General features: G+C 53.4%; 19 protein-coding genes and 1 other RNA gene. 18 read left to right on the top strand and 2 right to left on the bottom strand.

Annotated elements, in window-relative coordinates:
- Positions 1-89: 89 nt before the first annotated feature.
- The 16 genes from QN215_RS02220 to leuA all read left to right on the top strand — a co-directional run bounded on the left by QN215_RS02220 (position 90) and on the right by leuA (position 18,062).
- Positions 90-2,432 carry a prealbumin-like fold domain-containing protein gene (locus tag QN215_RS02220; protein ID WP_369344512.1) on the top strand — a complete coding sequence of 781 codons (2,343 nt, stop codon included), beginning with the start codon at positions 90-92 and terminating at the stop codon, positions 2,430-2,432.
- An 11-nt stretch (positions 2,433-2,443) separates the two neighbouring features.
- A complete protein-coding gene (locus QN215_RS02225) occupies positions 2,444-3,592 on the top strand; it encodes a class C sortase (RefSeq protein WP_369344513.1) in 1,149 nt (382 codons plus the stop codon).
- A 511-nt stretch (positions 3,593-4,103) separates the two neighbouring features.
- On the top strand, positions 4,104-4,982 hold the full coding sequence (locus tag QN215_RS02230) for a hypothetical protein (protein WP_369344514.1): 879 nt from the start codon (positions 4,104-4,106) through the stop codon (positions 4,980-4,982).
- Between the two features lie 15 nt (positions 4,983-4,997).
- Entirely contained in the window at positions 4,998-6,203 is a 1,206-nt protein-coding gene (locus QN215_RS02235) for a CpaF family protein (RefSeq protein ID WP_369344515.1), read from the top strand.
- On the top strand, positions 6,184-6,930 hold the full coding sequence (locus QN215_RS02240) for a type II secretion system F family protein (RefSeq protein ID WP_369344516.1): 747 nt from the start codon (positions 6,184-6,186) through the stop codon (positions 6,928-6,930). Before QN215_RS02235 ends, QN215_RS02240 begins: the two co-directional genes overlap by 20 nt.
- The gene (locus QN215_RS02245; protein ID WP_369344517.1) at positions 6,927-7,637 is read left to right on the top strand and encodes a hypothetical protein; all 711 of its coding nucleotides are present in this window, start codon (positions 6,927-6,929) and stop codon (positions 7,635-7,637) included. The genes QN215_RS02240 and QN215_RS02245 overlap by 4 nt, the downstream gene beginning before the upstream one ends.
- A 229-nt stretch (positions 7,638-7,866) precedes the next feature.
- Positions 7,867-8,169: a DUF4244 domain-containing protein gene (locus tag QN215_RS02250; protein WP_369345033.1), complete on the top strand. Its 303-nt coding sequence runs from the start codon at positions 7,867-7,869 to the stop codon at positions 8,167-8,169.
- 31 nt (positions 8,170-8,200) lie between these two features.
- Complete coding sequence (locus QN215_RS02255) at positions 8,201-8,587, top strand: TadE family type IV pilus minor pilin (RefSeq protein ID WP_369345034.1); 387 nt, start codon at positions 8,201-8,203, stop codon at positions 8,585-8,587.
- Between the two features lie 125 nt (positions 8,588-8,712).
- Positions 8,713-9,090: an Rv3654c family TadE-like protein gene (locus tag QN215_RS02260; protein WP_369344518.1), complete on the top strand. Its 378-nt coding sequence runs from the start codon at positions 8,713-8,715 to the stop codon at positions 9,088-9,090.
- 125 nt (positions 9,091-9,215) lie between these two features.
- The gene (dnaX, locus tag QN215_RS02265; protein ID WP_369344519.1) at positions 9,216-11,819 is read left to right on the top strand and encodes a DNA polymerase III subunit gamma/tau; all 2,604 of its coding nucleotides are present in this window, start codon (positions 9,216-9,218) and stop codon (positions 11,817-11,819) included.
- Positions 11,819-12,421 (top strand): recombination mediator RecR, encoded by a 603-nt coding sequence (gene recR, locus QN215_RS02270; RefSeq protein ID WP_369344520.1) that lies wholly within the window; start codon positions 11,819-11,821, stop codon positions 12,419-12,421. Before dnaX ends, recR begins: the two co-directional genes overlap by 1 nt.
- Positions 12,422-12,531: 110 nt before the next feature.
- Positions 12,532-13,293: an aspartate kinase gene (locus tag QN215_RS02275; protein WP_369344521.1), complete on the top strand. Its 762-nt coding sequence runs from the start codon at positions 12,532-12,534 to the stop codon at positions 13,291-13,293.
- Between the two features lie 145 nt (positions 13,294-13,438).
- The gene (locus QN215_RS02280) at positions 13,439-14,014 is read left to right on the top strand and encodes an ACT domain-containing protein (RefSeq protein ID WP_369344522.1); all 576 of its coding nucleotides are present in this window, start codon (positions 13,439-13,441) and stop codon (positions 14,012-14,014) included.
- 1 nt (position 14,015) lies between these two features.
- On the top strand, positions 14,016-15,080 hold the full coding sequence (locus QN215_RS02285; protein ID WP_369345035.1) for an aspartate-semialdehyde dehydrogenase: 1,065 nt from the start codon (positions 14,016-14,018) through the stop codon (positions 15,078-15,080).
- Between the two features lie 189 nt (positions 15,081-15,269).
- Entirely contained in the window at positions 15,270-15,890 is a 621-nt protein-coding gene (locus QN215_RS02290) for a DUF5701 family protein (RefSeq protein WP_369344523.1), read from the top strand.
- A gap of 258 nt (positions 15,891-16,148) precedes the next feature.
- Positions 16,149-18,062, top strand: a complete 1,914-nt coding sequence (leuA, locus tag QN215_RS02295) for a 2-isopropylmalate synthase (RefSeq protein ID WP_369344524.1) — start codon at positions 16,149-16,151, stop codon at positions 18,060-18,062.
- 297 nt (positions 18,063-18,359) lie between these two features.
- On the opposite strand, the gene QN215_RS02300 is transcribed toward leuA, so the two are convergent.
- Positions 18,360-20,630, bottom strand: a complete 2,271-nt coding sequence (locus QN215_RS02300) for a transglycosylase domain-containing protein (protein ID WP_369344525.1) — start codon at positions 20,628-20,630, stop codon at positions 18,360-18,362.
- A gap of 201 nt (positions 20,631-20,831) precedes the next feature.
- On the opposite strand from QN215_RS02300, the gene QN215_RS02305 reads away from it, so the two are divergent.
- Positions 20,832-21,974: an inositol-3-phosphate synthase gene (locus QN215_RS02305; RefSeq protein ID WP_369344526.1), complete on the top strand. Its 1,143-nt coding sequence runs from the start codon at positions 20,832-20,834 to the stop codon at positions 21,972-21,974.
- Positions 21,975-22,292: 318 nt separating this feature from the next.
- On the opposite strand, the gene glf is transcribed toward QN215_RS02305, so the two are convergent.
- The gene (glf, locus tag QN215_RS02310; protein WP_369344527.1) at positions 22,293-23,468 is read right to left on the bottom strand and encodes a UDP-galactopyranose mutase; all 1,176 of its coding nucleotides are present in this window, start codon (positions 23,466-23,468) and stop codon (positions 22,293-22,295) included.
- A gap of 192 nt (positions 23,469-23,660) precedes the next feature.
- On the opposite strand from glf, the gene ffs reads away from it, so the two are divergent.
- Positions 23,661-23,751: signal recognition particle sRNA small type (gene ffs, locus QN215_RS02315), an RNA gene on the top strand.
- Positions 23,752-23,776 lie beyond the last annotated feature (25 nt).

The following is a 23,776-nucleotide window of genomic DNA, read 5'->3' on the forward strand; positions in this document are numbered from 1 at the left end:
CCGTCAGTGAAGTCCCTCTCCCACCCCCGAGGATTGGGAGAGGGACTTTCTCATAACCCTTCCTGAACAACGACTCTACTAGGAGCAACATGATGAAAGACCGACTGCATCTATCAGCCTTGTCAACGCTTTTCGCACTGATTCTCAGTGCCGTTGCCTTGGCAGTTGTTTCTCCGATGAGCGTGGCTCAGGCAACACCAATAACAGACGCGAGCATAACCATCAGCGGGTCGCCGGTGTCCGGCAGGGAATACCTCGGTTATCAGGTAGCGGACTACGTCAATATTCTTCAAAACAATGGCAAACCAGTTGGGGTTGGTTTGCAAACGGTCGCAACATCTAACAACATAGGCAGCATAACCCTGTGCGATAATTCGACCATCAGTAACAAGAACTTCAAGCAGGTGCTCGCAGCTCAGATTGCCTGCTTAGAAAATGCGCGCAATGGTTCGAGTCCTGCCCCTGCCATCGATGCCGAGGGAAACATCGAACACCGAGACCCTCTGGTATGGGCGACCGCCCAATGGCAGATGGGCGCCAATACCAATGACTCTGACCCTTGGCTCAATCCTGATATCCTTTCCAATGGGCCGCTCAAGACTCTGGTTGAATGGATGGCTGACAATATCATCGAATCGCCGGGCTGCACGCCAGGAGTGGATAGTCCATGCTTTGGCCTTCCCAACGCGTCGAAGTCTCAGGGAACCAAGAATCCAGGGCAGGTGCAGTTCACGGGTCTGATTCCAGGCATCTATCTCGTATTTCCCACGCAAGCCGTGCTTTCCTCCGAAGATCTTTCCTCAAGCACGATAGTGGCCCCTATGCTCGTAGGCACTAAGATTCCCGTAACCGATGGTGCTGGGATCACCACACTGATGGACCTGTACAAATCTGACGGTATCGAAATTCGCCGGTATCTCGGTGTATTGAATGCCAAGGGCGACGAAGTCAACATCACGATCAATATCAACGATCCAGTCAAGAAAGACAAGCCGACTTTTGGAATCGGTGACACGGTACCCTACATTGTTACCGCAGTCCTCCCTAACTTTGATGCATTCAATCGCAAGGGGAATGATGGATCGTATACCGGTGAGACGTCAAATGTTGCATTCAAGAAGCAATCACATGGCGGCGGTGCGTCTGCGTCTCGGCCCGAGCCGTTTGCGGCATCGCACATACCTGCGATATTCAAGAAGGATTCCGGCAAGGTTATTCTCAGCGATGCCGAATCGGAGCCAGAAGCTGAGAATCCAGTTCGCTTTGACATTGCGATAGATTATTCTTCCGCTTTTTCAGCAATTGACGTAGATGGCAGCAACCCTAAGATTGCCGATGTACATGTGCTTGTAGGAAGTACTGAACTGCACTATTCGGACTCCTGCGTCCTTGGAGTTAGCAATACCTCAGACCCTTGCTTCGGATTTGTACAAGGATTGCCAAACGCTGGTGGCGAGGTGCGCGAGACCATCCAACTCCCAAGCTGGATTCTCCGGGCCAATGGAGGAGCAGACGTCGAAGTCACCTTCGAACAACAGATACTCCATACAGTGAACGATGATGCCGCCTCGCCGCTTGAGGCGTATGACGAACTCGATGGTGGTCCGTGGACGAAAGACTGGAGCGTCGCCTCTGCGATGTTCAGCAGCAACCCGGGTGCAGACGATTACACCGATTTCAGCATGCCCACATTGTTTGCAACAGCCAAAGCCCGCGAAGTGTCTGTGTTTACCTTCCCGATAGTTATCACGAAGGTCGATTCACATACGAATCAGACTCTTGCTGGCGCAGAGTTCACACTTTCCCAAGGCGACGAACAGCAATGTTTCATAAATAAAGCAGGAAAATACACTCGCATTGGGGTCGCTCCCTGTGAGCAGTCTTCCGACACGCTGTTGCAGGCAAACTCTGATGGTCGCATAGAGATTATCGGCCTTGAAGCACATGTGGACTACACGGTCAAGGAGACCAAGCAGCCCGATGGGTATGATCCCGGCAATCTAGATATGGTCGAGTTCACCGTTCAAGTTTCGCCGGTTTATGATTCGGATTCACGGCCAACCGAGGTTCTTGCGACCGAATATATACACGCGGGTGCCAGCTTTATGCACAGTACCGGACTGCCAAGCTACATCAGACCAGCAACAACGGAATGGGTTGATGACGTCAATCATGTGAAACACACCTTCTACGCTCACGAGATTGACATTCTGAATGGTAAAACATCGCAGGATGTTGCTGCCATCACGCCTATCTCATGGAAGGATACCTTGGCAAAGACAGGTATTGGGATCCTTCTCTTCCTCATTGTCGCGATGATTCTCATGGTGTTGGGCATGGTAATGAAAAGAAAAAAGAAGAATGAAAATGAAACTGAGAATGAAGCAGTTGCGCAAGGAAATCTGATTTCACAAGTTGAGCATTCTTCATGAGATAAGGAGTGATGGTGGTTGCTAAGAAGGGGAGAACGCAGCAAGGCTTGGGGAAGCATAACAAGAAAGCAAGGCAGTCATTTATCTCGTACGAGCGTGAGCGAGCATACGCTCACGAAGACAATGAAGGTTTGGATTTTGACGCCCTTCTTGCCGAATCGGTTGAAAATGCCCGCAAGGTTGGTGAACTGCGAGTCAAGCTGCGTAGGAAGGCGGCAATCTACCGATATTTTGCTTTTCTCGCCGTGTTCCTCGGACTCATCATCGTCATGTACCCTATGATGTTTCAGTCCTACAATGCTTATAAATTTGCACTGATTGCCGAGGAATCCAGTCGCAAGGTTGCACAATGGCCGTACCCCGAGGGTGAGCTGGCTCTTGCCAAGGCTCGTGAATACAACAAGAAGCTGCTCGCAACGGGCCCTCACAATACCGGTGAATTGAATGATCCGTATTCCTCACCCGATCACGAGGGGGATGTTTCTACCGCATTGGGCGAGCTTGTCGGAATGAATCAAGCGTCAAAGCTTACAGGTCAGACCACTTCTGAAAAAGACAAGGAATATATGAGCATCCTTGATCAGGGTGGTGGAATGATCGGCACTGTTGAAGTACCAAAAATCTCTGTGAAACTTCCCGTGTATCACGGCACATCATCGCAGACGCTCAACTCAGGTGCAGGTCATCTGTACGGCACTAGCTTTCCTGTTGATCAGCCGGGTTCGCACACCGTTATCACAGCCCACCGTGGTCTGCCAACGGCTCTGTTCTTCACGCGTCTTGGCGAATTGAAAAAGGGTGATGAAATGTATGTCACCACTATGGGAAGAACCTTTGGTTACATTGTCGATCGGGTCGAGGTCATCGTACCAACCGATATTTCCAAGATGGGACTGGTCGAGGGAGAGGAACGACTGACATTGATGACATGTACGCCATATGGCATCAACACGCACAGGCTGTTGGTTTCAGGTCATCGAGGCAATATTCCACAACCTGTTTCCCCAATTCCCGATGCTAAGCGAGACTTCCTATGGATACCGGCAGTGGGAGGAATTCTGCTGCTTGGTGCCTTGATTTGCGCTGCGATAGCTAGACGACGCAGACGTGCGATGTGGCTGATGCGCGCACGCCATGCGCTATGGCTGCCGTGGTGGTGATGCGCCTCCGACTTCAGCAGCGTCTGTGAGCGCTTGATGCTGATGTGCCCACCTGAATGTGAGGAAGCTCGTAAAACGTAAAAAAGGGAACCCCCTGATGAGGGGGTTCCCTGCAAGTTCAACAGTGGCAGAATCTCTGCACAACATCCTTGTTGCAACGGTAAGTCCATCCAATGCCCGTCCAACATATTGGTCCTCGTGACCATATACCTTTGTGGGCTTCTGCTCTCTTCTGTTTTCCTTGCAGTTACTATTATGCTCTTCTGGCCTAAGGATTCAAGTTCTGAAGTGCAGAATTGTGCAATGTGACATTTATTTGTTTTTTGTTATGAGAAGTGAGCAGAACCCGGGAGATTGTTATCTGATGTGCTGTATCTCTCGGGTGAATGTTCATTTGTGTGAAGTCCTAGCCAAGTCCGAATTTCTCGGCGTGTCGCATCCTGGATGCCACATTCGACCACAGTGCCTGATCTGGATTGCAGAGCACGTATAGGACGATTTCAATGGCAATATGACTACTGAACATGTTACAAACGGTTCCGGCGTTTCCGGCACCCGTATGCCATCCCGCCATGCGAACTCGGCACAGACTGTGGTGTTCACCGCACCGAGTGGAGGTTTGGGATTGACGACGCTTGCCTCCATGTTTGCCCTGCACATCTCCCAAGCAGGCAGAACGACTGCGCTAGTCGATCTCGACATACATGAAGGTGGCTTGGACGTGATACTGGGCATCGAAGGCGAGAGCGGATTGAGAATGAGCGAGATTTCTGCGCCGCTCGGCCATCTGTCAGGCGAGGCACTGTGCTTGGAATTGCCGCATTGGGAGGGCATGCCCGTGTTGGCCGCAGATCCATGGAATACTGCGGCGCGCGGCGATGGTTCGATGGTGAAGGCATGGGAAATCAAGGCTGCCGTGGACGCCATGACCCAGATGCATGATCTTGTGGTCATCGATGCGGGCTGTGCACATGGTTGTGCAGACAGCATTGCTGATTATGGTCTTTCCAACCAGTTGCACCTGGTGATGCTTGTTGAGATGTCAGTGCTCGGCATGGCTCGCGCAAAGCATCATCTGACGCGATTGATTCGGCAATGTGGTCAGGAACAGGTACTCGTCGTCGGCATGCATCCACATCTGGCATGCAGCCAATCGGTGCGGATGAATGATGCTGATGCCAAGGCATATCTGCAGATGCCCATAGCCGATGCGATGCTGCCACGCCGGGCGTTGAGCGTGTCCATCGTGCAAGGTCTGGGCATCGCTTCGATTCCCAAAGAGTATCGCACGCTGTTGGCGACGATTGAGCGCGACACCGTGGGAAGATCGGCACACAAGCTTCCGTCGCATGTGGCAGAAACAAGCGCTCGCAACAGACGATTCCGCTAGAGAACAAGCGCCATCATGCTCATTTCAACGAAGGAACAGTCAGCGGTTTCACAGCGCCGAGACCACGCAACGGCCACTACCATTTCCTTAGGCCCTTTACAGGAGTTCGCTGACGATGTGCGCGTGACTGATCTCGCGATCACTGCGGATGGTCGCGTATGGACTGATCGCGGCGAGGGCATGGAGGAACGAGGCAGGCCGCAATGGCTGCAATCGCCGCATATAGTGCGAGAATTCGCTGTGCAGCTGTGCTCGCAATGTGGTGCACGGCTCGATGATTCATGCCCTATAGCCGATGCTTCGACAGCGGATGGGTTGCGCATCAATGCCGTGATTGCACCATTAGTGCCGCAGGGAGCTTCAATTTCCATACGATTCCCTGATCGGGTGCATGCATCTCTTTCCACATTGTGCGATTGGGGCATGATTCCCAGAGCATGGGTGCAGGTCTTAAGAAATATCGCTCTTGGTCATGCCAATATTCTGATAACGGGCGGTACTGGTACCGGAAAAACAACCTTGCTGAAGGCGCTGCTCAAGGAATGTTCAAGTCGGGAACGGATCATCACCGTTGAGGAGACCAGAGAGCTCGGAGACATCGGCAGGCTGAACCATATTGCGATGGCGACGCGCGATGCGAATGTCGAAGGTGTGGGAGCTGTCTCGCTCAGCGAATTGCTTCGAGCCACGCTGCGCATGCGACCGGATCGTGTGATTCTTGGCGAGTGCCGTGGCGCAGAGATCACTGATCTGCTGATGGCTCTCAATTCTGGGCACCACGGGGGCATGGCGACTTTGCATGCCGATAGCGTCGAACGTGTGCCAGCGCGCATGCTTTCACTGGGATTGCAAGCCGGCTTGAACATGCAGACCCTGAATATGCTTTCCATCGGAGCATTCGACATAGTGTTGCATCTGGCACGGCATCGCGGCAAGCGTCGATTGGCTCAGATTGGCAGATTGGAGCTTGCATCAGATGCATGCGTCGGCCGAAGTCTGGCAGTATGGGACGGCTCTTCTGCAGTGCAATGTTCTTCAGCATTTCAGCATGTGATGTCTCGCTGGGATGTCGAGAATTCGGATTTTGCTTCGATGACATCGGAAATGCCCGTGATTCGCGCTTCGGGAGTTCACTCGGACACGATGGGTACCGAGTTTCTGCATCGCTCCCACGTCAGTCATGACCAGACACGAGGCGAGGATGACCATGCAGCTTATTGAGATATGGAATCGTGTCGATGACATTGCCTGCGGGCTGGCATCCATTGCGCTGCTGCTGTGCTCGGTGTGGTTGGTGAACAGATCCCTTCGACAGCTTGGATGGAATGCACGATTGCGAATGATTGACGAAGCATCAGGCAATTCGGCTCTGTTCGCATCAAAAGGCTCAGTTGGTTCAGGCTTCGGGCGCTCGCGTATCCCAGGCGCGCATCATATGGGCACGCAAGCGCTGATTGCGTCATTGTCGTCACTGCTGCGCAACGGTTCAGATGTGGTCACCGCTTTTGAAGAGCTTGCCGGTCGAAAGTTTGCAACGAAGGAGTTGAATCTGCAGCGTGCCATGAATCTTGTCGAAGCGGCGCACGGCAGACGTGGCAATCGTGCAGAAACCCTTCGAGTTGCGCATCATCTGCTTGCTGCATATAGGCTGAGCGCCCAGTCTGGCTGCGAGATGGTGAAGTGTCTGGATGCTGTGGGTGCATCGCTCAGCCGCTCACAGCGTATCGAAGCATTACGCTCGCAGGCTTGTTCCATGCCGCTTGCCACCATTCGTCTCTTGTCGTGGCTTCCGTTGGTATCGATTGCCTTGGGTGAGCTGATAGGAGCGAAGACGATGCGTTTTCTCTTCACCACGTTCTCTGGAGCCATATGCCTTGCCATCGGGCTCGGACTCTACGCATGTGGGCTGGCGTGGACGCAATCGTTGAAGAAGGGATTGTCAACATGAACATGCCAGCATGCGCGGGACTTCTCGGAGGCGTGCTCGTGCTGCTTCTGCTCAGAACAAGACGACATGGAGAATTCCACAGTGAAGAAAGCGAACTGCATGTTTCGCTCTCTTTCGTGCTGGAGATGATAACGGTATGCGTACGACTCGGTGCCTCGATTCCCAGAGCGCTTGAACTTGTTGGCGAGGCTTTGGAGGGGGAGTTTGGAGAAGGCCTGCAACGAGTGGCACAACAGTTGCAGGACGGAACCACATGGCATGAGGCATGGAGCCAAGAGGTGCTGAGTCAGAGGGGTTCGAGAGGTGGTCTGAACGGTGGTGGTCTGAACGGTGGTGGTTTGAACCGTGAAAGGTTGAGAGAACAGGGTTCTTATATGAATCAAGCTACCGGCATTGGTTCTTCTCGAAGGAGAGGAAACACCCGATCCACACATGGGAGCTTGACCGTCGGCAGACAGCGATGCGCACACTATCATGCACGCCTTGCCGAGGCGCTCGAACCCTCATGGCGTCATGGAGTCTCGCCAATTCTGAGAATCGAAGCGGTTATCGAACAGCTCGACAGAGACGACAAGCGTGGTATTGAAGACGCAGGTGCACGACTGGCGGTGCGCATTCTGCTGCCAGTGGGTTTATGCTTCCTGCCATCATTCATCATGATTGGCGTGATCCCATGCCTGGCAGCTTTTGCAAGTGATCTGTTCTGAAACTATGCGTCGGTGAAGGCATGATGAAGGCAAACGTTGGTAAGGCGGCTCGCTGAAAACCTCTCAATGGATGTCACACTCCTATGGATCTCGCACTTCTAGGGATCTCACATTGCTCTGGAATTCACATTCGACCACATTGTCTGAATGCGGTGTTGCCAGCCTTGCTGCTTCTCGATAATGGAACGACCATATTGGCATTCGTTCTAAGGAGTTCATCATGCAGGGCATGGAAATAAGCAAGCGTCCATTGGCGCAGCAAGCTCAGATTCGCAGCACACAGGGAAGACTGGGAAGACTGCACGAGCTGCGGATCATAACCATACGAAAACGCATGCTGTTGCAGATGTGCCGAGTCGAACGGCGTATGCGAGTGCTGGTGGAGTCACCGGAATCTGGCATGGCCACTGCAGAGTATGCGGTGGTATTAATCGCTGCGACAGGGTTTGCAGGGCTGCTGGTGGCCATTTTGAAATCCGGGGCAGTGAAAGCCTTGCTTACGGAACTGGTCAACCGTGCGCTCGCGGTGTGAGCATGTATACGGGTGCTGGCATCGATTCTTGGTGTGGTTTTCCCATCAGTTCAAGAAGCTCGTGCGTCAGAGCTGTGCTTTGGCCGATTCTGGAACGGTGACGGCTGAATTCGCCATCCTGCTGCCAGTCGTTATGGCACTCGCCATGCTGATTCTTGGTCTGACGCGCACGGTCATAGTCGGGTTGAACTGTCAGGAGGCTGCGCGCGTTGCCGCACGGGAGATTGTGGTGAGTGAGAATTCCGCTCGAGTCTCAGCTCTGGTACGTTCCATCGCGGGCAGCGCGGCGACGGTATCGCTGAGCGAGCATGCCGATTCGATAACGGTTTCCACACAATGCCCGGTTATTGCCGATGCTTTGGGCGTTCTGCCGATGCGCATGTCGGGACGGGCCGTTGCCTTCCATCACGAGTCATGAAAGGAGCAGACGTGTTGCCACAATGCACTTCACGATGCCAAAAGAAGCAATGTCGCAATCAGCAGTGTTGCGAACAACAGCGTTGCGAGAAGCTGAATCACAAGAAGCTATCTCGACGGTCACGCTTGGACAAGCACAAGCCGCACGACAATCGCTGGTATGCGGTTCACGATGCCGGTTCAGGAACGATTCAGGCTGCAGCTCTGGTCTGTTGCATTGGAGTCGTTTTGACGATTTGCCTCACACTCGGGGCAATCCTGCTTGCCAAGGCCAAGGCGCAGACCGCATCGGATTCCGCTGCGCTCGTGGCAGCTCAGGCATGGTATGAAGGCGATGCCGATCCATGCGAACAGGCGCGCAGGGCTTCGTCTGCCAATGATGCCGTGCTTGTCTCTTGCAGCATAGAGAAGGACGATATCATGGTTACAGCGGAAGTCGCCGTTTCCATCCCATTGCTGCCCTCGATAACATACGAGTCACGCGCTGGGCCGCAGGAATGCTGAACGCGACTTGCATGGCCGATGAATCGACACAGCGTTCATATGCTGCTGAGAACGAATAAGTTCGTTGCGGCTCACTATGCTTGAGACGTTCAGGACAAGGTCGAGAATGAGTAAGGTTGGTTAGTATGGGACTTGCGTTATATCGCCGGTATCGTCCAGATACTTTTGATTCGGTGATTGGTCAGAACCAAGTGACCGTGCCACTTTCCAGGGCCTTGGATTCAGGCAAGCTTACACACGCCTACCTGTTTTCCGGCCCGAGAGGCTGCGGGAAAACCAGCTGTGCCCGCATTCTCGCTCGCTGCATCAACTGTGAGAAGGGTCCCACCAGCCATCCCTGCGGCACGTGTGAAAGCTGTAGGGACCTGGCTACGGGCGGGCCCGGTTCGATTGACGTTGTCGAAATTGATGCGGCAAGCCATAACGGTGTGGACGATGCCCGTGAACTGCGAGAACGGGCAGGGTTCGCGCCCGCAAGAGACCGCTATAAGATATTCATCCTTGACGAGGCTCATATGGTCACGAGCCAGGGCTTCAACGCGTTGCTGAAAATAGTCGAGGAACCACCTGAGCATGTCATCTTCATTTTTGCAACGACCGAGCCTGAGAAGGTCATCGGTACTATTCGCTCGAGAACGCATCACTATCCATTCCGTCTGGTACCGACCGAAATCATGGGACCATACCTGGAGCAAGTATGCGAAAAGGAGCAGGTGAAGCCGGCTGCGGGTGTACTGCGTCTTGCCATGCGTGCGGGCGGCGGCTCGGTTCGAGACACGATGTCCGTGCTCGATCAGCTTATGGTAGGTGCAGAAGATGGTGTGATCACTCACGAGGCAGCCAGCGCTCTCCTCGGGTTCACTCCGGATGCCATGATTTCGGACTCCATCGACGCCATTGCTCAGCAGCAAGGCGAAGCTCTGTACGCGGTGATTGAAAAGGTCGTCATTGGCGGATTTGATCCCAAACGCTTCGTTGAAGATCTGCTCTCACGAGTTCGCGATCTTCTGGTCGTTGCCGTGAGCGGTTCCAAGGCACAGTCGGTTCTTGAATCAGACGACGACAATGAGAGCTTTGAGCAATTGCAGCGTCAGAGCGCTTCGTTGGGTCTTCATGCCTTGAACGATATTGCCGATGCCATCAATGTGACCTTGTCGAATATGAGCGGTGCCATTTCACCGCGAATGCGTTTGGAACTCCTTGCTGCAAGACTGCTGGCCATACGAGCCGACGAACTGCATCCTCAGACCAAGGCGCAAGCAATCGCAACAAACAAGGTTCTTCAGCACGCGAGCCAGGCAGACAGCGCACAGGGGAAGACTTCTGTGCCTCGAAACGGTTCAGGCTTCATCGGCTCTGAACGTCATGCCGAATCTGCTGCTCAACCGGCAGACGTGGCATCCCCGACACAGGCGAAGCATTCGAGCAATGACACGCAAGCAGAGAAATCAGGTCACACACACCGTGCGGGCAGTGTTGGCAGCGATGGCACTGTTGAAGGTGTTGAAGGTGTTGAAAGTGTTGACCGCGCGACCAGTTCTGACAAGTCGAATGTCAACAGTAGGGATGTCAACAGCGCGAAAGCCACTGCTGTAGATGACACAGCTGTGCATGCTGAGCATGCTGACGAATCAGTCCAGGGCCAGACTGCGGCGACTACCGAAGGTAAGGTCATGGACAATTCGAGCCCCGACGAGCGTTGGGACGCACTGGTGGCGAGTCTTCCCAACGATGTCAGAGCATATGTGAGCAGAGACAGGGTTCCCAACGTGTCGCTTATGGATGCGCCGCACGGCAGAAAGCGACTGCTGATGACATTCAATGTGCCGCTCAGCCAGCATGCATTTGCCCTTGCGGTGTCTCAAGAGTCGGTGCACGGACAGACAAGCGTTCCCAAGATCGTGATGCATGCCGTTCAAGAGGCGTTCGACTCTGAAACCATGATTTTCCCCTCTGGGGTGGCGGCGAATGGCGAGAAGGTCTCTTCGACTCGCAGAATGTCGCCGGAACAGGTGGCGAATGTCAAAAGACAGATTGCCTTGCAGAAAGCTGGTCTTTCGGCATCGAATCTTGGTTCTGCCATCAACAAGCCTTTGACACATCCTCGTTCTGCCCAGCATACGAAACACGTAGCCGTGCCAGACCTGAATGATTCGGTTGACCCTTGGGCTCCCAAAAGCGCTGCAACGTCAAGCGCTGCAACGTCGAGCACTGTGCCGACCAACGCCGCAACTTCAGTTCCAGCACAATCGCATATGGTGCAGGCTGACACGCAACAGTCCAGTCCTGCCGCTTCGAACAATCTGGAATCCGGTGCAGCTCAGCTTGATTCAATGCAGCCTGGCTTAACGCAATCTGACTCGCAGCGACCTGATTCAGAACACCCAGATGCAGCACATCCAGATGCAGCACAGTCTGATTCAGCACAGTCCCGAAGCTCTGATCGGCAGGATCCACCCCGGAAGGCCCAGACCGGATCCGTTCACCATGTGCAGCAAATGGCTATGCGAACCGCTGTACTGCAGCGTGAGACCCCAATCGATCCATCGCAAGACACCTATTCCATGGACGATCCGTCCCTGAACACCGACCAATCGTTGAAATTGGACGATATCAAGCAGCTGTTCAATGTGAAGAAAGTCGAAGAATTCGCCGCCGATGATCCTCAGAATCCAAGGAATATCCAGCAACGTCGCAACAGTCAACAGCATGCACAGGGGAATGATTAATGGCACTCGCGTATGATGGCGCAATTCAGCAACTGATAGATTCCTTTGCTCGATTGCCGGGCATCGGCCCAAAAGGCGCGCAAAGAATCGCTTTCTATCTGCTTGGTGCGGACCAGCAGGAGGCACAGGAACTTGCCGATGCCATTACCACGGTCAAGGCGAAGGTACGCTTCTGCGAAGTCTGCGGAAACGTATGCGAGACCAGCCCATGCTCGATATGCTCAGATCCTCGGCGCGATCACACCACGATATGCGTGGTTGAAGAACCGAAAGACGTTATGAGCATCGAGCGGACTCGTGAATTCCGAGGCGTGTATCACGTTCTCGGCGGTGCAATCAATCCGATGTCCAACATAGGCCCTGCTGATTTGAGAATCCCGAGTCTTCTCGAACGGCTCAGAAGCGATGAGGTCAAGGAGATCATTCTTGCCCTCGACCCCAATATCGAAGGTGAGGCGACGACTACGTATCTCAGTAGATTGTTGCTTCCACTGGAGCTGAAGGTGACACGTTTGGCGAGTGGATTGCCGGTCGGCAGCGACTTGGAATATGCCGACGAAGTCACGCTCGGTCGTGCCTTGTCGGGCAGACGTCCAGCGTAAACGGTCTCTTCTGGACATCATGGTCATGTTTGCCCATGTGGAATGTATAATCGTTGCAACTGTAGAGAAAATGTCGTGCCTGATGAGTTCGGCTGTGAGATTGGATTGATGTGTCACTTATCGTTCAGAAATATGGCGGCTCCTCCGTTGCAGATTCGGATTCGATCAAAAGAGTCGCCAAGCGGATTATCTCTACCAAAAAGGCGGGAAACGACGTTGCTGTGGTGGTTTCTGCAATGGGAGACACCACTGATGACCTGATCGATCAGGCCATGGATATCGATTCCAATCCACCAGCACGCGAGATGGACATGCTCATGACCGCAGGAGAACGAATCTCCATGAGTCTGCTTGCGATGGCCATTCATGCTCAGGGAGACAAGGCATATTCATTTACCGGTTCACAGGCGGGATTCGTGACCGATGCGAGATATGGCGCTGCGCACATTCGTTCGGTGAAGCCACAGCGAGTGGCACGGGCACTGTCGAAGGGCAACGTCGGTATCGTTGCAGGATTCCAGGGTGTCAGTACCGAAGGCGATGCCACCACGCTGGGTCGAGGAGGCTCGGACACCTCCGCAGTCGCGCTGGCAGTAGCTCTTGGTGCCGATGTCTGCGAAATCTATACGGATGTAGACGGCGTATTCACCGCAGACCCGCGCATTGTTCCGACCGCTCGACGCATTCCGACCTTGTCGTATGACGAGATGATGGAAATGGCGGCGTCAGGAACCAAGGTTCTTGCCTTGCGCTGCGTGGAGTATGCCCGAAGATTCAGCATGCCGCTGCATGTGCGCAGCTCATTTTCGCATCGTCCAGGAACGCTGATTCTCCCTCATGACTTGGATCCATCTCGCATCCCGAACGTTTGATTCCCCGCGAGGAGTGATGCACCACAATGTGATATACCACAATGAGTAGGTTGAATCTGAACGACGAATCAGGCCAGAGATTCATGAACGCTTCGAACATCAGTACCATCAGCAGTATCAGCAAGACAACAAAGGCACAATGAATATGACTAACACAGAAGCCGGTAAGTCCATGGGGGAACTCTTCCCCGATCTGAATGGACCTGAGTCGCCTGTCGTCTCAGGAGTCGCACACGATAGCACCGAGGCTCAGGTGACGCTGCGCGCCGTGCCTGATCGCCCGGGTGTTGCTGCGGAACTGTTCACCGTTCTTGCCGAAGGTGGCATCAACATCGACATGATAGTGCAGGCAGGCGCAGAGACGGGCACTGCCGACATCTCATTTACCATGCCTGAGTCGCAGACCAAGGCCGTCACTGAAATTCTTGAGCGCCGCGAGAATAAAGAGTGGAACTCAGCAGGCATTGATGTCAACCCCAACGTGGGCAAGGTGACGCTGGTGGGTGTGGGGATGAAGAACCATTCCGGCATCACAGCCACCTATTTCCGTGCATTGAGTGATGAAAACATTAACGTGCTGATGATTTCCACATCGGAAATAAGAATTTCTGCACTCGTGCCGCTCAAGGAACTTGACAACGCCGTGAGAGCGATTCACACTGCGTTCAAGCTTGATGCCGATCAAGTTGAAGCCGTCGTCTATGGAGGGACAGGACGCTGAAATGACCTTAATCAATGAACAGGGAATCAATGTAGCCGTACTCGGAGCCACTGGCCAGGTCGGTATGGTGATGCGCCGCATCTTGGCAGACCGTAAATTCCCAGTGAAGAATCTGCGTTTTCTTGCCTCTGCCCATTCGGCCGGAACGGTGCTGGAATGGTGTGGCAAGAAGATCACCGTCGAAGATGTTGCCAAAGCTGACCTGAGTGGCATCGATATCGCCATTTTCTCTGCTGGCGGCGGCACTTCGAAGATCTGGGCTCCACGTTTTGCCGAACAGGGAGCGTTCGTTGTCGATAACTCTTCACAGTGGCGTCTGCATGATGATGTGCCGCTGGTCGTTTCAGAGGTCAATCCGGACGATCTCGACAACATTCCCCGCCGGATAGTCGCTAATCCAAACTGCACGACCATGGCGTGCATGCCGGTGCTGAAACCGCTTTCTGACGCATTTGGCTTGAGCAGGCTGATCGTGTCGTCATACCAGGCAGTTTCCGGTGCAGGACGTGCAGGAGCACTGCAATTGATGAACGAAGCCAAGGCTGCGCTCGATCAGGGTGCCGACAAGCTCGTTTTCGATGGTTCGGCCATCGATTTTCCAGAACCGACCAAGGTTGCGCGCACGATTGCCTTTGATGTGGTTCCATTCATCGGCGGAATCGTTGACGATGGCAGCGAAGAAACGGACGAGGAGCAGAAGCTTCGCAATGAGAGCCGCAAGATACTTCATCTTCCTGAGCTCGCTGCATCGTGCACCTGCGTGCGCGTCGGCGTGTTTACGGCACACGGCATGAGTGTCAACGCCGAATTCGAGCGTGACGTGACTCCAGACGATGCCCGCGCCGTGCTTGCCAAGGCGCAGAATGTCACCATCACCGACATTCCAACCCCATTGCAGGCTGCTGGAAAGGATGTCAGCTTTGTTGGGCGAATCCGACAGGACCAGGCAGTCCTAGGCCGCAAGGGTCTTTCCATGTTCATCACCAGCGACAATCTGCGCAAGGGTGCAGCCCTGAATGCGATTCAGATTGCCGAAATCATCGCGGACAAGTACTTCAAGCGGTGATTCATAGCTGATGACCTTCAAGCATTGAGTTACGATGTGTCTTGAGGCGTATGGCAAGGATTGCAGCCATATGGTGGATTGAGAGCCATATCGTATTGTTGTTTGGGTTGAAATTGACGGGTCCAGAACGGCTCGGGGTCGTATGAAACTTGGATATCATGCGGTAGTGCATCGGTGAGGGGAGTCAGTATGTCGAGGGCATCGGATGAAGCGCAGCGGCAACTTGATCGCATTGTTGCGCTTGGATACCCCGATGTTGCTGACATGAGCGATTCGGCATTCAGGGCACTGGCGAAACCGATCATTCATGCCCTCGAAGGCAGTGAGCTGAATGTTGGCTTTGTTCTGGTACCGACGCGCGAACTGGTTTCGCCCGAATCTTTGATTGCGCGAACGAGCATCAACCGTATGGCTGGTTTCACGACACTGCCGCCTAGAGACATCATCTCGTTCACGCCTCAGCATGGTTTTGAGCCTCCAGAGGGACCGTTCTACATCGTGCTCGACCCTCATACGGGGACCGCATATGTGAACCGTGAGCCGGATGTAGCTAGAAAGCTCATTGATTCCGATGATCGTTTGCCACTGACTCTCGAAGAAGGTCTCTCGATAGCCACCCAGCATCCTAACTGGCTTTTGGAAAAGAACGGTTTCAATCTCTTGGGATCGCGCAGTCCGGACGGTCGTGTGCCAAGCATATGGATGAGCCAGAACGCGCCGCGTCTGGCATCCGTGTGGCCAAATTCGCGCCATACCTGGCTGGGCAACGCCTATTGCATGGGTCGCCAAGGTATAAGCCTCTTCCACTAAATTTTTCACCCCCCCAAGCGGGTGGCGGCGCTCATTGTGAACTCGTCAGAGTATCAATGGCTTAAAATGCTGAAATGACGGTCGAATATCGCCATTATTCGGCTTCTCTACTTCAACAAGTTCACAATGAGCGCGCAGATTCCTCGAAAATGAACACTCCGCTTATGATTGCGCCAAATCTAGGTACAATGTCCGATTGTCACGTGCAACACTGTGCGTGCATGGTTACGTCTTTATTTATAAGGCAAAGGAGGAAGTATGGATAACGATCATTCATCTGTGTTTGATTTGGCGGCCGAAGCTGCAGGCTCCAACGGAGGTAATAATGATCTGCTGCTGCCTCCTGCACGATTTGTTGGTTCGCCGCAACGGCCTAGCTCAATGCCTTTTCACAAATATGTGGCATACGATAAGCAGGTTCCATTCGAATACCCGCAGCGCACCTGGCCTGACAAGAAACTCATGAGAGCGCCACGCTGGTGCTCGGTCGACTTGAGAGACGGCAATCAGGCGCTGGTTGATCCGATGGATCCTGAGCGAAAGCTGCGATTCTGGAATCTTCTCATGCAGATGGGGTACAAGGAAGTTGAGGTCGGTTTTCCATCGGCTTCTTCGACTGACTACGATTTCATCAGATTGCTGATCGAACGAGAGCTGATTCCTGACGATGTCACCATCGTCGTGCTTACTCAGGCTCGCGAACACTTGATTCGCAAGACCTATGAAGCGCTTCGCGGTGCGAAGCGAGCGGTCGTGCACTTCTACAATTCGGTTTCGGTACTGCAGCGTGAAGTGGTGTTCCGCAAGGACAAGGCGGGCATCAAGCAGTTGGCAGTAGACGCTGCAAAGCTTTGCAAATCCTTGGAGAAGGACGCTGGCAACACCGATATCTATTACGAATATTCGCCTGAATCCTTCTCGGGTGCAGAGCCTGAATATTCGCTTGAAGTGTGCGATGCGGTGACCGATATCATTCAGCCGACTCCCGATCATCCAATGATTATCAATCTGCCGAATACGGTCGAGATGACTACGGCCAATGTATTCGCTGACGAGGTTGAATACATTTCTAAGAACCTCAAGAACCGTGAATCCATTGTTCTTTCGCTCCATCCGCACAACGACGAGGGCATGGCCGTCGCCGCGACGGAATTGGGCGTGTTGGCAGGCGCAGACCGAGTCGAGGGCTGCTTGCTTGGCAATGGTGAGCGCACCGGCAACGTTGACCTGTGCACGCTTGGCTTGAATCTTCTTGTTCAGGGCATCGATCCTCAGATTGATTTCTCCGACATGGCTGAGATTCGTCGCACGGTCGAATACTGCAATCAGATCAAGATTTCAGAACGCCATCCATATGCTGGACATTTCGTGTTCACAGCGTTCTCCGGCTCACATCAGGATGCCATCAAGAAGGGTCTCGAAGCCCGAGAGCAGGCTGCGTTGCGAGACAATGCGGATCTGTCGAACTACCTGTGGCTCGTGCCGTACTTGCCTATCGATCCCAAGGATGTTGGCGGCAGCTACGAGGCAATCATCCGAGTCAATTCGCAGTCGGGCAAGGGTGGCATGGCCTTCCTGCTCAAGTCGAATCACAACCTGGATCTTCCCAAGCGTCTGCAGGTCGAGTTTGACCGTGTTGTTCAGCATTATGCCGATCAGACGAAGCGCGAAGTGCATGACGAGGATATCTGGCGTCTGTTCAAGGACGAGTATCTTCCCGTCGAGGCATCAGGAAGCACCAGCACAGTTGCAAGCCGGGCATTGAGCGATCAGGCCGACGCCTCTCTTGTGCGGTGGGGACGACTCAAGCTTCACAACGTTTCGGTGATGTCAGGCGAGGATGGGTCCGATACGATCCTGCAGGCCTCGGTCATGGATCGCGGTGTCGGAGGCAGTGGAGAGGCCGTCGAGCGCAATATTCGCGGCGAAGGCAACGGACCTCTGGCGGCGTTCCTGAATGCTTTGGAATCCTTGGACATTCGGGTTTCGGTCCAGGACTATGTCGAGCATGCTATGGCGGCCGGCAGCGACGCTCTCGCGGCATCCTACATCGAATGCAAGATCGGTGCCGACGAAGGTTCACAGACACTGTGGGGCGTTGGAATTGACTCATCCATCACCACGAGTTCCTTGAAGGCCATCATTTCGGCAATCAACCGTTCCGAGCGATAGTGGTCAGTGCCTGTAGTCAGTAGTCAGTAGCCCGGAAACCGGTGCCATGTGAGATGTTCATGTGCGCGAACTGGTTTACTCCGGTATACATAATAAAATCCTGCCGTGTCTCCTGTGAATTGAGAGACGGCAGGATTTTCTATATTTCAGTCCGCTGTTGCCTAATCTCTAGCATGCTCTGACAGATGCTCTGGAAAATGACCCTTCTGCGAATGGTGCCTTATGCCAAGGTGGAATACTGGAGCGGAATGCTGGAGCGGCTCGGAGTGCTATCCATAATGCGCATATTACGTGGAATTAATTGCCAGAACCGCCTTGCTGCCCTTGAGCACCCTTTGGCTCAGTTGTGGTAGGTTCCGTCGACATTGGTGTGGTAGTGGGCAAGGATGCAGTCGGTTGTGACGATGAAGGCGCTGGCGATGTGGCAGAAGCCGATGGAGAGGCAGTCACTGATGCCGATTGAGAGGCCGATGGCGATGCAGTAGGCGTTGGCGACACGGTCCTCTTCCCATAGTTGCTGCCAGCACCCCAGCTTCCATCCGGACCTCCGACCTTGCCGGTATCGGTTGCCGTGGGGAAGCTCTGGTCTGGCACGCCTTCCAAAGCCTGAGCCATATATCGTGCAAACAACGTCGTCGGATAGCCTGAACCGTGAGGATATCCGAGGAATGTCGGCACTTCTTCAGCGCCTCCGGTTGGCGATGGATACCACAGGCCGAACGCGGTCAGGGTCGATGGTGTGAATCCAACGAAGGCTGCGGCGGTATTGTCATTTGCGGTACCTGATTTTCCAGCCATGGTTTTGCCTATCGAGCGGGCTGGCGTGCCCGTACCGTTCTGAATGACGCCGGTCATGGCCTTTTGCAGCAGGGCAACATCGTTGGCATCGAAGACCCTGCTCGTGTCGGTGGAAGCCTTGTATTGCTCCTTGCCTGCCTGATTCTGCACGCTGGCGACGATATGCAACGTCGGTTTGGCGCCATCATTGGCCAAGGTGGAATATCCACGTGCCAAGTCCATGACACTTAAGGAAACGACACCGAGTGTGTTGAACGTCGATTTGCTGTCAACCGTGCCTTGGATACCAGCATCCTTGGCGATTGAAGCGGTCTTTGCCGGAGTGACATGCTCGTTCAAATCCATGAACACGGTATTGACCGAGTTGGCCAGTGCTGTATACAGATTGATGTATCCGTAGCTGATGTCGGCATCGTTGGCCACCGCCTTGCCCACGCTTGAGAAGGTTCTGGGGGAGTTGCCGTTGAAATAGGTGTTGAGACTCACATCGTCCTGAATGGCACCAAGCAGGGTGAACACCTTCATGGTCGAACCGACCTGGAAGGTCGACTGCGAAGCATTGTTCAGCTGCCGTTTCAGATAGTCGTCTCCAGCGTAGAGCGAGATTATCGCCCCAGTCTTGGGATCCACGCTGACACCGCCCACTTCCAGACCAGCGGGAAGTTCACCATTCTTGGTCGATGGGCTGGCAGTCTGGAACATCAGATCCTGCTTTGCCTTGTCAATCGTCGTCGTAATCTTGTACCCGCCGGTATCGAGCTCGCTCTCGGTGAATGCCTTGCTGGATATGAGTTCATCCTTGACCATGCGCAGCAGATAGCCCTGCTGACCGGCATAGGCATTCTGCGTCGAGGGAGCGATGGACTGCGGCATGCTGGCATCCTTGGCCTGCTTGGCGGTGATGTGATTGTCCTCGCGCATGATTCTGATCACGCGGGTGAAGCGCAGCTTGGCCTCGTCTTCATTGACCGCAGGATCCCAATATGTCGGTGAGGGGACGATGCCAGCGAGCATCGCCGCCTCTGAGATGGTCAGATCTTTGGCATCCTTGTTGAAATAGGCTTTCGCAGCGGCCTCGATGCCATATGCGCCACGCCCAAGATAAATCGTGTTCATGTAGTTGCAGAGCACGGTGTCTTTATTCTCAGTCTGCGCAATCTTCAGCGAGAGGATGGCTTCACGGAGCTTTCCTGCATAGCTTGTGGTCTCGCCAAGATAATACCGTTCGGCATACTGCTGCGTGATGGTTGAACCGCCCTGACGCGTGCCCTTCGTGACATTGTTCAGGAATGCTCTGCCAATGCCCCGAAAATCGATGCCGCTGTCTTGATAGAAGGTCCGATTTTCCGAAGAGATGATCGCATTGCCCACATATTTGGGCAGTGTCGAACAGTCGATTATTTCGCGATTCTGCTCGGCATAGGAGCCGATTGGCGTTGTTCCATCTGCATAATAGACTGTCGTCTTCTGCGCAAGCGCTATGGATTCAGGTTTAGGAATCTCGGTTGTCGCATACATGTAGCCCAGTGTGCCGGCCACAGCGACAATGCCCAGGACGAATAGGGCAAGAAGACTGAACAGTATTTTGTGGGCTATGCCATGCTTGCGATTTCCGGGCTTTTTGCCGGAATTATGCGAGGGGGATTTGTTTACGTTCTTCCGATACTTCGAAGCTTTCGACTTTCCTGCTGCTCCTCGTTTCGAGTTCTTTGATGTGATGCTGCGGGTCCCTCCCGCATTCGAACGTATTGATCGAGTCTCAAAATCCATGGACACTACGCTATCCAATTCAGCTGAAAATCACACATCGGGTTTGTCGAAACCGTTCTTTTTGTACGTTTCATTCACATCTTTGCTTGCACAAGCGTTGATTGTGGCGAATTTTCCTCAATCTGTTCTTTGCAATCTCTCATGGTTCGAAGGTATGCTATAGGGTTGGGATTTAACGTTAATGAACTGAGGAGTGGTTTTATGTCAATTCGTGTTGCCATCGCTGGCGTAGGTAATTGTGCCTCGTCGCTGGTGCAGGGTGTTTCCTTCTACAAGGATGTTGATGACGACGAGCATGTGCCAGGCTTGATGCACACGGTCTTCGGAGGCTATCGCGTTCGCGATATCGAGTTTGTTGCTGCATTCGATGTGGATGCTGCGAAGGTTGGCTTGGACTTGAGCAAGGCAATCTATGCTTCTCAGAACAACACCTACAAGTTCGAGGATGTTCCTGATCTGGGTGTCGAGGTTCAGCGCGGACCAACCGGAGACGGCCTTGGCGAATATTACCAGCAGATGATCAAGGAATCAGATGCGGAGCCTGTTGACGTTGCTAGCGTATTGCGTGAGCGTCACGTCGATATTCTCGTCAGCTATCTTCCTGTCGGCTCCGAGGAGGCTGACAAGGGCTATGCGCAGGCCGCGATGGATGCGGGATGCGCATTCGTCAACTGCCTTCCGGTGTTCATTGCTTCGGATCCCGAGTGGGCTCAGAAGTTCAAGGATGCAGGCGTTCCCATCGTTGGCGACGACATCAAGTCCCAGGTCGGAGCCACCATCACGCACCGCGTCATGGCTCGCCTTTTCGAGGATCGCGGCGTTCGTCTCGATCGCACCTACCAGCTCAATGTCGGCGGCAACATGGACTTCATGAACATGCTGCAGCGCACGCGTCTTGAGTCCAAGAAGATTTCGAAGACACGCGCAGTGACTTCAATCGTTCCTCACGACATGGAAGACCGCAACGTTCATATTGGACCTTCTGACTATGTCGCATGGCTTGATGACCGCAAGCTCGCATTCGTCCGTTTGGAAGGTACCACCTTTGGTAACGTTCCGCTCGAACTGGAATACAAGCTCACCGTATGGGATTCCCCGAATTCAGCGGGCATCGTCATCGATGCAATTCGTGCAGCGAAGATTGCTCTTGACCGCGGTCTTGCAGGCCCGATCTTGGCTCCAAGCTCGTACTTCATGAAGTCTCCTGCGGTTCAGCATGAAGACAATGAGGCTCGCCGTCTGGTCGAAGAATTCATAGCAGGTTCCGTTGAATCCACGCAGGACACGCTTGACGCTGATGCAGCGGCAGCAAAGGCAGCCGGCAAAGACGTGTGGAACGCCTGAACTGGCTTCGATATGAGCACTTCGCGTGAATTGCTCAAGTGAAGTACTCACGTGAAGTGATTGCTGACAGTTGAACTTAAAACTCTTGGGGGACGCGGCTTCGAGCCGCGCCCCCCAAGAGTTTTTTACTTCGCAGACATGAGATTTTCCGCTCCTCATACCGAGATTTCGAGTTTTGCGGCAATCCTGAAGTATCAGGGCGAAAAAACAGTGAAATAGTGACAAGAACAAGCCAAAAATTGCGGCTTATACTTCAACATTGCCGCAAAACTCGAAATCTCGAAATTCAGCGGTGATTTTCTGCATGAATTGGGGCAATCAGTTCTTGAGATTCTTGAGAAGCGGCTGAACTTCGTTTTCAAATGAGTCAAGAGCCTTGTCGATCACCTGATGCATGTCGTAATAGGCATACGTTCCGAGTCGCCCGCCGAAAATGACCTGTGGCTCAGCGGCTATCTTCGTTTTGTACTGGGCATAGAGCTGCTTGTCTGCAGCAGTGCTCACAGGATAATATGGCTCGTCATTGCGCGAGGCTGAACGGGAATATTCCTCCCAGACGACCGTGTGCTCGTGATTCTGCTGATCGTATCGTTCTGGATTGAAGTTCTTGAACTCGATGGCACGGGTGTATGGCACATCCTCATCTGCAAAGTTCATGACAGGGCATCCGAGATGGTCATCCTCGTCGTAACGCTTTTCCTTGAAATCCACTGTCTTCCATTGCAAATCCCCAAGCTCGTAGTTGAAGTATTTATCAACGGGACCCGTGTACACAATCGGCACCTTGCCGACGAGTGCATCTCGATTGAGTGGTTGACTCGTATCGAAGAAATCAGTCGACAAGGTCACATGAATGCGAGGGTCATCAATCATGCGTTCGAACCAGGCAGTATACCCATCGACAGGTAAGCCTTCCCAGGTGTCTTTGAAATAGCGGTTGTTGTAGTTGAAACGAACGGGCAGTCTTCGAATGATAGATGCAGGAAGAGTGCTGGGATCCATCTGCCACTGCTTTGCCGTGTAATGCTTGATGAATGCCTCATACAAGGGTCGACCGATAAGGCTGATGCCCTGATCGTTGAGATTGTTCGGCGTGCTGCCGGCCAATTCCCCGGCTTGCTCTGCAATGAGCCGTTTGGCTTCTTCCGGCGAATAGTTCGCATGGAAGAATTGATTGATGGTGCCCAGGTTTATGGGCATGGGGAACACTTCACCGTGGTGTGTCGTATATACATGATGAACGTAGTGCGTGAAGCTGGTGAAACGATTGACGTATTTCCATACGCGAGGATTCGAGGTGTGGAAGAGATGGGCCCCGTACTTATGAATTTCGGCACCTGTCTGTTCGTCGAAATAGCTGTATGCATTGCCGCCGATATTGCCGCGAGCCTCAATGATTTCAACTCTCGCACCGTTGCGTTCCACCGCCTGCTGCGCAATGGTCAACCCGAAGAGTCCTGCCCCAACGATGATGAGATCAGCCTGTTCGCTCATCAGCTCCCTTTCTGTTGCTAAAATTTATTGCCCGCATGTCTTGTTGAAAGCCGTCCGTGATGTCTCGAGGAGTTCGGCCCGACATGGTTTCCCTCATATCGTATCCCTGATATCGAATCCGTGTATGCCATGGTGCGAGAAGGTCATACGAGACCTCATTGGTAAAATCCACCTATTCAGGTACAATATCTTCTGCTCCCACGTGGCGTTATGTCACCCAATCCCCCCAGGGCAGGAATGCAGCAAGGGTAAGTGGCCTCTGACGGGTACGTGGGAGTTTTCATATGCTGATTCAGCAATGCTCGCAC

The sequence above is a fragment of the Bifidobacterium sp. WK041_4_12 genome, assembly GCF_041080795.1.
Classification (GTDB): Bacteria; Actinomycetota; Actinomycetes; order Actinomycetales; family Bifidobacteriaceae; genus Bombiscardovia; species Bombiscardovia aquikefiricola.